The organism is Brevibacillus dissolubilis, from assembly GCF_006170445.1.
Lineage (GTDB): Bacteria > Bacillota > Bacilli > Brevibacillales > Brevibacillaceae > Brevibacillus_B > Brevibacillus_B dissolubilis.
Genome location: NZ_VCNA01000018.1, coordinates 60,629 through 74,754 on the forward strand (window position 1 = coordinate 60,629; position 14,126 = coordinate 74,754).

The 14,126-nt window shown below is 50.1% G+C and carries 10 protein-coding genes and 1 rRNA gene; 3 read left to right on the forward strand and 8 right to left on the reverse strand.

Going from position 1 to position 14,126, the window contains the following annotated elements; all coding sequences use genetic code 11:
- Positions 1–4 precede the first annotated feature (4 nt).
- Entirely contained in the window at positions 5–1,372 is a 1,368-nt protein-coding gene (gene radA / locus FGI41_RS23950; RefSeq protein ID WP_139492823.1) for a DNA repair protein RadA, read from the reverse strand.
- Positions 1,373–1,489: 117 nt separating this feature from the next.
- On the opposite strand from radA, the gene FGI41_RS23955 reads away from it, so the two are divergent.
- From FGI41_RS23955 to FGI41_RS23965, 3 genes are all read left to right on the forward strand, one after another.
- A complete protein-coding gene (locus tag FGI41_RS23955; protein ID WP_139492824.1) occupies positions 1,490–3,595 on the forward strand; it encodes an O-antigen ligase family protein in 2,106 nt (701 codons plus the stop codon).
- The gene (locus FGI41_RS23960) at positions 3,592–5,325 is read left to right on the forward strand and encodes an outer membrane protein assembly factor BamB family protein (RefSeq protein WP_139492825.1); all 1,734 of its coding nucleotides are present in this window, start codon (positions 3,592–3,594) and stop codon (positions 5,323–5,325) included. The genes FGI41_RS23955 and FGI41_RS23960 overlap by 4 nt, the downstream gene beginning before the upstream one ends.
- Positions 5,326–5,476: 151 nt before the next feature.
- The gene (locus FGI41_RS23965) at positions 5,477–7,069 is read left to right on the forward strand and encodes an outer membrane protein assembly factor BamB family protein (protein ID WP_139492826.1); all 1,593 of its coding nucleotides are present in this window, start codon (positions 5,477–5,479) and stop codon (positions 7,067–7,069) included.
- Between the two features lie 52 nt (positions 7,070–7,121).
- Here FGI41_RS23965 and FGI41_RS23970 read toward each other — a convergent pair whose 3' ends face one another.
- The 7 genes from FGI41_RS23970 to FGI41_RS24000 all read right to left on the reverse strand — a co-directional run.
- Entirely contained in the window at positions 7,122–9,584 is a 2,463-nt protein-coding gene (locus FGI41_RS23970) for an ATP-dependent Clp protease ATP-binding subunit (RefSeq protein ID WP_139492827.1), read from the reverse strand.
- A gap of 36 nt (positions 9,585–9,620) precedes the next feature.
- The gene (mcsB, locus tag FGI41_RS23975) at positions 9,621–10,682 is read right to left on the reverse strand and encodes a protein-arginine kinase McsB (protein ID WP_139492828.1); all 1,062 of its coding nucleotides are present in this window, start codon (positions 10,680–10,682) and stop codon (positions 9,621–9,623) included.
- Between the two features lie 20 nt (positions 10,683–10,702).
- Positions 10,703–11,242: a protein-arginine kinase activator protein McsA gene (gene mcsA, locus FGI41_RS23980; protein ID WP_139492829.1), complete on the reverse strand. Its 540-nt coding sequence runs from the start codon at positions 11,240–11,242 to the stop codon at positions 10,703–10,705.
- Positions 11,243–11,316: 74 nt separating this feature from the next.
- Positions 11,317–11,781: a CtsR family transcriptional regulator gene (locus tag FGI41_RS23985; protein WP_139492830.1), complete on the reverse strand. Its 465-nt coding sequence runs from the start codon at positions 11,779–11,781 to the stop codon at positions 11,317–11,319.
- A 202-nt stretch (positions 11,782–11,983) separates the two neighbouring features.
- Positions 11,984–12,661, reverse strand: a complete 678-nt coding sequence (locus FGI41_RS23990) for an HAD family hydrolase (protein WP_139492831.1) — start codon at positions 12,659–12,661, stop codon at positions 11,984–11,986.
- 63 nt (positions 12,662–12,724) lie between these two features.
- Positions 12,725–13,828, reverse strand: a complete 1,104-nt coding sequence (locus FGI41_RS23995; protein WP_139492832.1) for an MGDG synthase family glycosyltransferase — start codon at positions 13,826–13,828, stop codon at positions 12,725–12,727.
- Positions 13,829–14,038: 210 nt separating this feature from the next.
- Positions 14,039–14,126 (reverse strand): 23S ribosomal RNA (locus FGI41_RS24000); the annotation flags it as partial.

Below are 14,126 nucleotides of genomic sequence, written 5' to 3' on the forward strand. Positions count from 1 at the left end.
GATTTTACCCCCTCAGCACTGCGTCGAGCGCTTCTTCAATATTTTTTACGCCGATGAGCTCAATGTCTGCTGGTTTCTCGATGCCGCGCATGCTTTTCTCGGGCATAATCACGCGCTTAAAGCCAAGCTTCGCTGCCTCCCGGATGCGCTGCTCCACCCGTGATACACCGCGTACCTCTCCGGTCAGACCGATTTCCCCAAAGACGACATCGTGCGGGTTGGCTGGATGATCGCGGAAGCTGGAGACGATACTGACGGCAATCGCCAGGTCAATCGCCGGTTCATCCAGACGGACACCACCTGCTACGTTGACATAGGCGTCTTGGCTTTGCAGCATCAGACCGACGCGCTTTTCAAGGACGGCCGTGATCATCGCTACCCGTTGGTGATCGACACCAGTAGCCATGCGTCTTGGTGTGACGAAGCTGGTCGGGGAGACAAGTGCCTGCAGCTCTACCAGCACAGGGCGGGTTCCTTCGATACTCGCAACGACTGTGGAGCCTGCTACCCCTACAGGACGCTCAGCCAGAAAGATCTCTGACGGATTGACGACCTCTTCCAATCCTTTTTCTTTCATTTCAAAAATACCGATTTCGTTGGTCGAGCCAAACCGGTTCTTGACCGCACGCAGAATGCGGAAGGTGTGGTGCCGCTCCCCTTCAAAATAGAGAACCGCATCTACCATATGCTCCAGCATACGCGGCCCGGCAATCGCCCCTTCTTTGGTGACGTGACCGACGATAAAAGTGGCGATATTCTTACTCTTGGCAATACGCAGCAGATGGGCCGTGGTTTCACGTACCTGTGCCACACTTCCCGCCGCTGACGTAATCGCCGGATGAAACACCGTCTGGATCGAGTCGACGACCATCACGAATGGATCGACTTGATTGATCTGCTCCTCGATCACTTCCAGATCTGTCTCAGTCACCACCAACAGGTTCGGTGTCTGGACACCAAGCCGGTCGGCACGCATCTTGATCTGTTTGACCGATTCCTCGCCGGAGATATAGAGAACCTTATGCCCCTGATGAGCGAGCGTAAAGCATGTTTGCAACAGCAGCGTCGACTTCCCGATCCCTGGGTCACCGCCCACCAGCACGAGTGATCCTAAGACCAATCCACCGCCAAGCACACGGTTGAGTTCACCGATCGTCGTATCAAGTCGCGCTTCTTCTTGGCTGTCAATATCGGTAAGCGGCAGGGCTTTTTGCTTGACCGGCATTCCACGGTCACGGCCACCCGCCGGCGCTTTGGTGATGGTCTCTTCCACCATCGTATTCCAGTTGTGGCACCCCGGACATTTTCCCATCCATTTTGGGCTCTCATACCCACATTCCTGACAAGCAAATTTGGTCTTTGACTTGGTCATACCTACATATACTCCTGTCCGTTCTAATCTATTCTACCTATAAAAATTCGAGTTGGATGTTTTTTCTCCTGCTATGTTTGTTATATACTTGGTAGTAGAGGAGGGGATTTTATAAAAATGTTAATCCCGTACCTAATTATCGGATGGATGCTCGTTTCATTTTACTCTCATGGGTTGTTTTTTTCACAAGAGCGCTATCCGTTTGACCTGCTGATCCTGGCAGTTGCGGGGTTGTATCTGTTCTATCAATGGATTCGCCATGAATCGCATCGGTCAGCGTGGATGCTGTGGCCATTCGGGGTGGCTGTGGTATTTCTCATCTCCTTTGGCAGGGCCGTATCGATAGAAGGGAACCTTTTACAGGTTGTAGAGTGGGTCAGCTACGGCTGCTTCTTCTTCCTCCTGTACAGCTGGGTTCAGACCGCAGAGCGCGGGCAGGAGTGTCTGATGAAAAGCATCCCGGTGATGGGTCTGATGATCGCCGCAAGCTCCTTGATGGGCTGGTATGAGTTGCTCGCTTTTCCCGATATGGTACAGGTCACAAACGATGAGCGTCTCTCTGCTGCCGGACGGCGATTGGCCGGATTTCTACAGTACGCCAATACGCTTGGAGCAGTGGTCGGTTCATTTTATTTCTATCATCTGATGTGGCTGGTTCGCAATAGCAATAGCAACACGTCTTCTTGGGTTCGTCGTCTCTCCTTGTTCGGTCTGATTGTCTATCTTCCCGTCATTCTGTTGACAGAATCCAGAGCGGTATGGCTGTTGATGCTGGTAATCGGACTTACCCTGTTTATTATCTGGAAAAAATCGGAACTCATCAAGTATATCATTCTTGGCACCACAAGTCTTGTCACAGGCCTTCTGCTGTACCCGCTTTTTCTTTGGGATGTTCCAACTGATACGACGTGGTACAGCGGGCTGATCGTCACCGCTCTTGCTGGTATCGGCTATGTGCTCTTGATCGAGCGACTGCTGCCTCTAGTGGAAAAATGGCACGCCTCCACCTCCGCACAACCATCACACTGGCTTCGGGCTTGGCCTTATGGATTGACCGTCATCATCGGTCTGTTGGCTGCCGACCTGCTTTTTGGCGGACTGATCTCCCGACTGCTGCCAGACACCTTACAGCAACGGGCCACCACTGGTATCGATACGTGGTCTGCCCGCTGGGTCTCTTATCAAGATGCCTGGTCGATGATCAAGGACTCCCCTTGGATCGGACACGGCGGCAACGCATGGAGCATCCTGGTAGGTACGTATCAGCAATTGCCGTACGCTTCTCAAAAGTTACATAGCCTATACTTGCAGGTATGGGTCGAAACAGGTGTTCTGGGCTTCGTTCTTTTCGGAGCAGCGTGCGCCGTGTTGCTACTGCATCTGTGGAAACAAAAATCGGTTGCCCTGCCTGCGGTGCTTTTGCTCCTGTCGCATGCGGCTGTTGACTTCGATATGGAATATGGATTTGTCTGGTTCTGGCTGCTTCTGCTGGTCGCAGTCGGACTGAAGTGGGACACTCTCACCCCCGCTTCCGCGTCTCCTGTATCATCACCGAAGCCTGCCGATGTCTGGCTTTTATACGGATACCGAGTTGGGATGCTGCTGTTGATCGGTGGAAGCCTGTTTACCATCATTCAATTCCAGCGGGCCGATCAAGCGGCTGCACAAGCCTATCAGACACGGGATGCCAGAGTTGCCCTGTCTCATCTGGAACGGGCCATTGAGCTGAATCCCTACCATGCTCCCTATCGGTTGGATTGGGTCTCGGCGATGGATGCCAAGATCGCGGCCTTACCTCCATCGTCACAGGACAAATGGCAAGCGATGCAGAAGCATACATTACAGGAAGGACTTCGCTTCGAACCATACGATACTGCACTGCTGTGGAGACTGGGTCTGCTCCATGGAAACCAACCTCCATTTTTACAAGCGACTGACTTTTTTGAAAAATCAATACAAACCGACCGCTTCAACAAGACCAACTATGAAGCCTACTATCAATGGGGCATCGAAACCATCCATCAATTACGGCAGCAGAATGATGATCAAGCCGTACACACTCTTGCTGTACAGCTGATCCATCACTATAAGCAATATCAACAACTAGCTCAGGATATCGAGCAACATCGGAATCCGATGAACAGCAAAGAATTCAGGGTGACACCCAACGCCAAACAAACTATAGAGACAATCCAACAGATTACAGAAGGGGGCGTACCATGATGAGAAGAGACACGCAATCATTTTCTTATTTGCTCTTAGCAATGACCGTTTTGGTTGGCACACTTTTTCCGGGAAATATTTTGGCAAAGACAGATGTGATCCCAGAGCAGATACAGGAACAGCCACAAGACCAAGTGCAGAATGAGACTGCAGATGAAGTCCTATCAGATGATCCTTGGGAACAAGAAGCAGAACCCGTGCAAGCAGAGTCGCAGTCACAGACGCCAGGTGCTCCTACTGTCTCTTGGTCCTACAAACCAACCGTTTATGATTCAGAGGTGCCTACCACTAATGAGACGACCTGGGAGTCTATTACCGAACAAGGCGATACCATCTATCAAGTCATCAACTACGTCTACCCGCGCAAAGCACTCCAAGCCCTCGATAAGAACGGCAAGAAAAAGTGGGAAATTCTCACCAACCACGACGGTGCCGCCTTCCCCTACCAGCCTGTCATCTCCAAAGACAACTGGGTCTATGCCTACAACCGTGACTACGAAGTACTGGAAGCTTACAATGCCAACGGTCAAATGGTCTGGGATTACAGCATCGCGGTGGCTCTGCCCTACGACGATGTGATTCCTGTCCTCGGCAAAAAAGGCGAGATCTTCGTCCTCGATGACCTCCCTGCACCTAAATACGCCAAGGTCGTAGCCCTGAACGCCCGCACCGGTGACCTCCTCTGGGAAAAGGAAGTAGATGCGGGTCATGAGCTGGCCGTCTCCCCTGACGGTACCCTCTATACGTACGGGTTCAGCGGTCTGTACACTTTTGAAGCAGCCAATGGACAGCTGAGATGGAAAAAGAACGATCAAAACATCACGATGAGCCCTGTTTTTGACCGTAATGGAACCCCCTATATCTTCAACCACCGTGGCGTGACCGGACTTAACAAAGAAGATGGCAGCCTCAAGATGAAGTTCGAGCCTGGCTACACCACTCCGGGCACACAAGTTCAAGAGGATAATTACACTCCCTTCTCTCCAAAAAGCCTCAAGATCGGCAGCGATGACACCCTGTACGCAGTAGGGGCCACAGAAGTCTATGCACTCAAGCCGACTGGTACCGTCGTCTACCATTTTACACTGGATAACGCGGACACCCGTCTGTATACAGAGAAGTCTATCCTCGGTAAAGACGGAGTGCTATACGTAACTGATTACGTCTACGGCAGCGAAAAGCCATTCCATGCGCTAGCTCTGGATAAAACCGGGCAAGCCAAATGGAAGACCGAGCTCCCTCTTGGCCCTAATGACAGTAACGTCACTCTTGCTCATCTGACGACAATGGTAGATGACAACGGCAATTTTTATTACCCGGTGAACAGTAGATTGTTCATGTTTAATTCCGCAGGCTCAATTGTTTGGGATACCACGATCACCAATCCATACAGCTCCAGACTATATGCCAGCCCGGACGGCACCGTCTATGTAGGGACGGGTGGAAAACTGACGGCCTACAAACAGGCCCCCATCAAGAAGCTCCGATCCCTGCTCCCTGACAAACGTCGTCTGACTCTGGATGTGAACCAGCAGCATCAGATTACACTGAAGGCCGTCTATATCGACAAGACCAGCGAGATCGTCACTGATCAGACCACCTGGAGCAGCTCCAAACCGACCGTCGCCACCGTCTCAGGAGGCAAAGTAACTGCAATCGGCAAAGGTACCGCCTATATCCGCGGCGTCTATCTCGGGAAACGAATCAGTATTACGGTAACCGTGAACTAAACAGTATACTCACAACAAAACCCTCTGGGGGCAGTAAGAACCTTTTCTGCTCATTCAGAGGGTTTTTCTATGAAACTCGTAGGTACAAATTTCCATACCCGATATATAATGATGTTCGTAGTATACAACTCCATTACATAGGGGGCTTCCCATGAAGAAAAGCTATTCGATCCTCTCGCTTTACCTCTTGGCACTGGTGTTGGTGACCAGTACCGTCCTGCCTGCCCATACATACGCCGAAACAGAAACCTCCATCAATCCCCCCGTCAAGTGGACCTACAACCTGTCCGTGAGCGACCCAGATGTACCGCCGACCACCTATATTCCGACCTGGCTCTACTTTGCCGAAAAAAATGACACGATCTTCGCCAATGTGAGCTACCTTGGCCCTCGCCGTACCATCCAAGCGATTGATAAAACCGGCAAAAAGAAATGGGATGTCATCTCCAACCCCGCTGGAGAAGAGAGCCATGCGGTTGTAGCCAGACCGGACGAAGACGGCTCTGTCTACATCTATCAAGGCGCAGAAGAAATCATCGCAGCCTATGACCCCAACGGGAAAAAGAAATGGGATCACCCCATCCACAATGCATACAACACGTTTCCTACCACACCGATTTTTGGGAAAAAGGGGCTTTTGCTCGCCATAGAGCAGACCACAGTCGATATCTATACCCTATTCGCCTTTCAAAAAACATCCGGGAAATTATTGTGGAAATACGTTCTTCCATCCTATGCACCTCTGAGTAATTCCGAAGACATTGTGGTAGGTCCAGATGGTACGATTTATTTTCAACAAAATGCGAACACGATCTCCGCTCTCAATCCAGATGGAACGATCAAGTGGACAGAAAAGGTGTTCGTTCCTGTTGTGGATATTCCACATTTCGATAAGCAGGGCAACCTGTACTTCTTCACCGCGAGTGGGATCCTCGGTCTTTATCCAGATGGTAGCAGAAAAATGAAGTACGAACCCAAAAACAATCGCACGCTCGGTATGACACAAGGGCCAGACTCTACTCTCTATCTACATGACTACCAGACCATCCATGCGGTCAAAACAGACGGGACATTGCTATGGCAATACTCCTTTTTTGAGAAAGGTACCGGCACACAGACTGAAATCGTCGGAAAACCATCTGTGGGCTACGACGGCACGATCTATGTCATCACCCGCCCACCAAAGAACAATACGTATCAGGTGTTTGCTCTGAACAAAAACGGTACGAAGAAATGGCATTATGACATGACAGCCGAGTTTGACAGTTTCCACACCCGCTTGTTCGAAACCCGCCCTGCCTTTGATAAAGCCGGGAATGTGTATGTTCCCATTGATAAGTATTTATTCGCGATAAAACCGGACGGCACTCAGAAATGGACGTATGAAGCCGAAACCCATTATGTCGTTGACCCGTATGTCGCAGCTGATGGCACAGTGTATTCAGCCACCTACAAAAGGCTGACCGCCTTCGGTGATAAACAAGCCGAGAAAAAACTCAAGAGCCTCCAAGTCAGCAAAACCCGCCTGACCTTGAAAGAAAAAGAAGAAACCAAACTTTCTTTACATGCCACCTATACCGACGGTTCCAAGGAAAATGTGACCGAGAAGGCTGCATGGAGCACCTCCAATGCATCTGTCGCTACTATCCAAAACGGCACCGTCACAGCAGTGGCCAAAGGAACTGCTAAGATCACGGTTACGTACCAAGGGAAAAAATCAACGGTATCTGTCACAGTTCAATAGATATAAAAAAGAGCGCAGGCCTCATGCCTACGCTCTTTTTGGTGTGCGTGTATTAGGTTGTGCTGGTTTCCATGCGCTTCACCACAAGCTTGCCCTCTTCGGCATCGATGCTGACGGTGTCGCCTTTGGAGATATTGCCTTGGAGCAATTCCTCGGAGAGACGGTCTTCGATATTGCGCTGGATCGCACGACGGAGTGGACGTGCACCATAGGCTGGATCGAAGCCTTCTTTGGCGAGGATTTTTTTCGCTTCGTCGGTGAGAGCGAAGTCGATATTTTGCTCTTTGAGACGTTTGCGCAGATCGTCGGTCATCAGGCTGACGATCTGTTCGATGTGTTCTTGCTCCAGAGAGTGGAACACGATCAGTTCGTCGATCCGGTTGAGGAACTCAGGACGGAAGCTCTTTTTCAGCTCATCCATCACTTTATCCTTCATGTCTTGGTATTTCTTATCGGTGTCACCTGTAGTGAAACCAAGTGTGGTGTTTTTCTTGATCATGCTTGCACCAACGTTGGAGGTCATGATTACAACGGTGTTGCGGAAGTCAACGGTACGGCCTTTGGAGTCGGTCAGACGGCCGTCGTCGAGAACTTGGAGCAGGATGTTGAATACATCTGGGTGCGCTTTTTCGATCTCGTCGAGCAGCACGACAGAGTATGGTTTGCGGCGGACTTTTTCAGTCAGCTGACCGCCTTCATCATAACCTACATATCCCGGAGGCGCCCCGACGAGACGGGAGGTTGCATGCTTCTCCATGTACTCGGACATGTCGATACGGATCATCGCGTCTTCGTCACCGAACAGAGTTTCGGCTACAGCGCGGGCCAACTCGGTTTTACCTACACCGGTTGGGCCGAGGAAGATGAAGGAACCGATAGGACGCTTCGGATCTTTGAGACCGGCACGGGCACGGCGTACGGCACGGGAGATGGATTTAACCGCTTCATCTTGACCGATCACGCGGTCATGAAGGATTTCTTCCATTCGGAGGAGACGCTCGGTCTCTTCTTGTTTCATTTGAGTGACAGGGATACCGGTCCAGCCTGCTACGACATGGGCGATATCATCTGGAGTGACCTCCATGTTCAACTGGCCTTGACGCTCTTTCCAGTCTTTTTTGGTTTGATCCAGTTCTTCACGCAGTTTTTGCTCTTGGTCGCGGAGTGCTGCTGCTTCTTCAAACTCTTGGGATTGGACAGCAGCGTCTTTTTCCTTGCGTACTTCTTCCAGACGGCTTTCCAATTCTTTAAGGTTTGGTGGTACAGTGAAGGATTGCAGACGTACCTTGGATGCGGCTTCGTCGATCAAGTCGATTGCTTTATCCGGCAGGAAGCGATCGGTGATGTAGCGGTCAGAGAGCTTCACCGCTTGCTCAATCGCTTCATCTGTAATTTTGACGCGGTGGTGGGCTTCATAACGGTCGCGCAGACCAGTCAGGATGCGGACTGCATCTTCTGGAGTCGGCTCATCTACTTGGATCGGTTGGAAACGACGCTCCAGAGCAGCATCTTTTTCGATATATTTACGGTATTCATCAAGGGTGGTCGCACCTACGCATTGCAGTTCACCACGAGCCAGGGCAGGCTTGAGGATGTTGGATGCGTCGATCGCACCTTCTGCGCCACCTGCACCGATCAGCGTGTGCAGCTCGTCGATGAACAGGATGATGTTGCCCGCTTGACGAATTTCGTCCATGATCTTTTTCAGGCGGTCTTCGAACTCACCGCGGTATTTGGTACCGGCTACTACTGTACCCATATCGAGGGTCATGACGCGTTTGTCACGCAGCGTTTCCGGGATTTCGTTGTTCACGATTTTTTGCGCCAGACCTTCGGCGATTGCGGTTTTACCTACCCCTGGTTCCCCGATGAGGACTGGGTTGTTTTTGGTACGGCGGCTGAGCACTTGAATCACGCGCTCGATTTCTTTTTGACGACCGATGACTGGATCAAGACCACCGTCTTTGGCGATCGCAGTCAGGTCGCGGGCCAAGCTGTCGAGGGTTGGTGTGTTCGCAGCCGGATTGCTTGCAGCTTGTTGGTGGGACGCCATCATCTCAGAGCTGCCGAGCAGTTGGAGCACTTGCTGGCGGGCTTTGTTGAGGCTCACACCGAGGTTATTCATGATGCGTGCGGCGATGCCTTCGCCCTCACGGATGAGACCAAGCAGGATATGCTCTGTACCTACATAAGTGTGACCCAGCTTGCGGGCTTCATCCATGGACAGCTCGATGACTTTTTTCGCACGCGGTGTATAGTTTGGAGTGTAGTTGCCACCTGTTGGAGCCGCTTGTTGATCTGTACCGCGACCAATCAGGGATTCTACTTCATTTTGGATCTTATCCAGACCCAGACCGAGAGCTTGCAATGCTTTTGCAGCGATTCCTTCTCCTTCACGGATGAGACCGAGAAGTACGTGCTCAGTACCGATGTCTTTGTGACCCAGACGTACTGCTTCTTCTAAAGCAAGTGCCAATACCTTTTGTGCGCGTTCTGTAAAACGACCAAACATCATAACGACTTGCACCTCCAACAACTTAAATTTTCTGGTTTACTTCGCGGAAAGCTTTTCTCGGATCAAACGCGCCCGACGCTCATCCCGCTGTTCAGCAGTCAGTTTCTGTCCTGCTGCCTGTTGCAGATAACCGGGTTGCGTGCTCACCAGCAGTTCATTGAGAGTAAAAGAAGTCACGTTATCAATAATTCCGAGATCGATGCCCAATCGGACATCGGAGAGACGCTGTGCCGCTTCCTTGGATTCCACCGTACGGGCGTACAGCAGAGTTCCATAAGAGCGGCAGATCCGATCCTCCAGTGCAGTACGTGAATGCTCCGAAAGATACCGGCGTGCTTCACGCTCCTGTTGGATGATCTGATTGGCAACACTATAGAGATTGGAAATGATATCACTTTCAGACATTCCCAGTGTAACCTGATTAGAGAGTTGGAACAAGTTCCCAACTGCTTCACTGCCCTCGCCGTACAATCCCCGTACGACCAGACCCACCTGATTGATCGCCTGCAGAATCCGATTGATCTGCTGCGTCATCACCAAAGCCGGCAGGTGAAGCATCACAGAAGCCCGAATCCCGGTTCCGACGTTGGTCGGACAACTGGTTAAGTATCCCCGGTTTTCGTTAAACGCATAATTGAGGTTTTTCTCAAAGATGTCATCGATTCGGCTGCCTGCCTCCCATGCTTCACTCAGCTGAAAGCCGGGCAAAAACACCTGAATCCGGATATGGTCCTCTTCGTTCACCATGATGCTCACAGACTCGTCTTCCGAGAGGAGCACCGCACCTTTACGGGATTCCTCCGCCAGATTAGGGCTGATCAGGTGCTTTTCCACCAAGACCCGTTTTTCCAGCGGGCTTAACTGCTCCATCTTGACTTGTTCAAAGGAGCCAACCTTTTGCATCGCATCTGATGTCGCCACCTCTGCTACCTTATTCACCACTTCTTCTGCTTGCGAATCGGTAGCCAACAGTGGAAACGGATGCTGCCTGAGGTTACGGGCAATCCGTAAGCGGGTGCTGATCACGATGTCGGCATCAGGCCCTTCTCCCTTCATCCAGTTGCTCCATGGATATTGCATGAAACGTTGTAAGGACATCCAATCTCACCTCTCCACGATTACTGGCTCTGTGCGATTTTTTGTTCCAAGGCACGGATGCGGTCACGCATTTCCGCCGCCTTTTCAAATTCTTCTGTTGCAATATATTGTTGCAAAGTACTTTTCAGTTGCTCTAACTCTTTGCGGATTTTAATTTGTCCACCCGTACGTTCCGGCACTTTTCCCACATGATTGGTGTTGCCGTGGATTCGTCTGAACAACGGGTCAAGCTTGGAGCCAAAATGCTCGTAGCAGTCACTGCATCCGAACCGGCCGCTCTTGCTAAATTGTGCGTAGGTCATCCCACAGGTCTCACAACGCATCGGCTTGGTCGCCGTAGACGGGTTGCCCATGGCTCCCTGTGCCGCATTTTTGCTCATCGGGTCAAAATTCAAGAGACCGGAGAGGAGATTATTGATACTGAAATTACCGAAACCTTGGACGAAATGACCTTTTTCCTGAGCACAATGCTCACACAAATGATTCTCAGTTTTCTCCCCATTGACGATCTTCGTCAGATGCAGGGTAGCTGGACGTTTCCCACATTCTTGGCAATTCATGCGACTCCCTCCTTAGCTGATCCCAAGGGTCCCAGATCCCGGAGCGTTTCTGCTATATTCTACGCGCCAGGGGACTACCTTATTAAAATGGATGCAATCATATGCTTCAAAATGTTGGCCCGCAGATGGTCACGCACGTGCACGTCCACCAGCAGTACATTTCGTGATGTGGCAATCTTCATTAGTGTCGACTCCCTGTCGTTAATTAATCCTTCTTCATGGAGCCGGTCAATAATTGCATATCCAGTCTGCTGGGTGATTGAGTCACCAATCAGCTCCTCGGTAAGCAATTCCTGAAGCATGCTTTTGGAAATGATTTGGGCTTTTTTGATGCGGATGAAACCTCCACCGCCTCGTTTACTCTCCACCAGATAGCCTTTTTCCAATGAGAAGCGTGTATTGATCACGTAGTTGATCTGGGAAGGTACACATTGAAACATTTCGGCAAGCTCACTTCGTTGGATTTCAATGGCACCAGAAGGGCTATCCTGCAAAATGCGCTTGATATGCTGTTCAATGATGTCCGATATGTTACGCACGAAGCTGCCTCCTTACCAGGTTGCTCTTGATCAAACATTGACTTTGACTATCTTTGACTTTTATTATAATTTATTTTACTCCATTGTCAAGTGCCTCTCTGCTACTCTTAGTTTCGTCAAAATTTTGCTTTGGTAAACGAAAAAACCATCCCTTCCTTTCATTGAAGAGATGGTCTGCGTATATGTTCCCTATGTTCCAGTCTCAGTTTCCCTGAACGATCGGAAACGGAATATGTCTGGTCAATTCAGCAAAATCCTTGATAATCACATCAGACCCGTCCAGCTCGCCTGCCTTGGCAAAGCCGAAATCACAGCCGATGGTGAACAGTTGGTTACCTTTGCCAGCCTCCACGTCAGATTTGCGGTCCCCGACCATGACAGCATGCTCTACCTGATAATCCCGGAGCAGCTTGGCTACCAATTCTACCTTCGTCTCCGTCAGAAAACGCCCAGCCGAATACAGATCGGTAAACCAATCCGCAATCCCGAACACCTCGACAATTGTGCTGATGTACTTCTCCTGACCGTTGCTCGCGATAAACAGCTTCACACCCTTCTCACGCAAAAGCTGAAGCTGCTCCTTCACACCCGGATATAAGTTGGCGATCCCTTCATGAAGCAGATCAACATTGTGCTTCAGCATGTTCTCGGCTGCCCACTCGTGGGTCTCCTCAGTCGACTCGGGCAACAGTGTCTTCCACAGCTCCGGCAGAATCATCCCCAATACACCAGTTAACTTGTCTTCCGAAGGCGTAGGCCCCTCATACATCCCGCACTTCCGCAGATCATCAAATGTCCGTTCAAAAGCCGGGATCACCAATGTCTCCGATTGGAGCAGGGTCCCGTCCATATCAAATAAAGCTGCGTACTTTATGCTCACGTCACTCGTCACCTCAGCGTCTGTCTTTGATTCCAGCGTTTTTCTCTGATTCCTTTTTGCAGGCTACTGATTCATATCCTGCATGATGAATTCGGTAATTCTCTCCGCCGCATCAGGTTTCGCGATCACATCTGCCATGCGGCGCATATAATCGACCTTCATCTCGTTTTGCAAAAGCTCTTCGATGTAATAAATCAACTGCTCTGTCACATTAGCATGTACCGCACACCCGTTGTTCATCAGGAAATGACTGTTGCGCTCCTCTTGACCAGGCAATGGATTGTACACAATCATCGGCACTTTTTTGCTCAGTACCTCAGCTGTCGTCAATCCACCTGACTTGGTCACAATCAGATCAGCTACCTCCAAGTACTCATGGAAATTATCAATATATTTTAAAGGAATAACCTCCTGCCGGTATCCCCGTCCTGTCACTTTGCTGTACAGCTTCTCATTCAAGCCTGTCAGTACGAATACTTTGAGCGGCATCTCGATCTGCTCCAGCCCATCCAACACCTGTTCCATAGGGCCCAAACCCAGACCCCCACCCGATAAAATAATGCTCTTCTGCCCCGGCTCGATCCCAAACTTGATTTTCAACTCTCTGCGATCCAGCGGCTCACGGAATTTCTTCATGATCGGTATGCCCATCGGTTTAAACTTCTGGTACTCATGCTGGTAAATATCCACGAGATAATATAGTTGCTCATGCGCAATAAAGTAGTAGTTAATGTGATGATTAATCCATGAAGGGTGAATCGTATAGTCAGTGATAATCGTATAGATCGGCTCCGGCCACTCATTGCGGCCTTTTAGCACAGACAGCATACAGCTCGCAAACGGATGCGTCGCAATAAAAGCATCAGGATTCACGCTGTTGATCAGCTTTTTTAAGTTGTTGGCCAAGAGCTTGTTCATCATGACGTTCATGTCAAAAAAACGGGTCCGCTCCGTGTTGTGATAAATCCTTCCCCACATCTTCGGTGACAGCTTCAACAGATTCGTATAGCTTTCCAGCAAAATTTTGTGGAAGGTGGGGCTAATATACTCCAAGGTATCAATGATCATCGAGGTATAACCTTTAGCTGCTAAGCATTCCTGCATAGCTTTGGCTGCCTGGTTATGTCCATTGCCGATGGACGCAGAAAAGATCAATATTTTTTTCATTTCGATTCTCCTTCGCGGTCTCTTCCTTGCCCTTTATCATCCTCACCCATACTCTCCATGTTAGCCACCTGCCCCCTCAGTCGCAAGTGATTCCCGTTAATTTTTGGGGATATAAATCAAAAAACTCTCAACTATTCTGGGTTGAGAGTTCATTATCCGCTATTCAGGTAAGGTTGTTTCTTGAAAACTGGAAGCAAGCATGCAAGTAATGTGGATAAGTCCTCGACCGATTAGTACTCGTCAGCTCCACGCGTTACCGCGCTTCCACACCGAGCCTATCAACCTCATCGTCTATGAG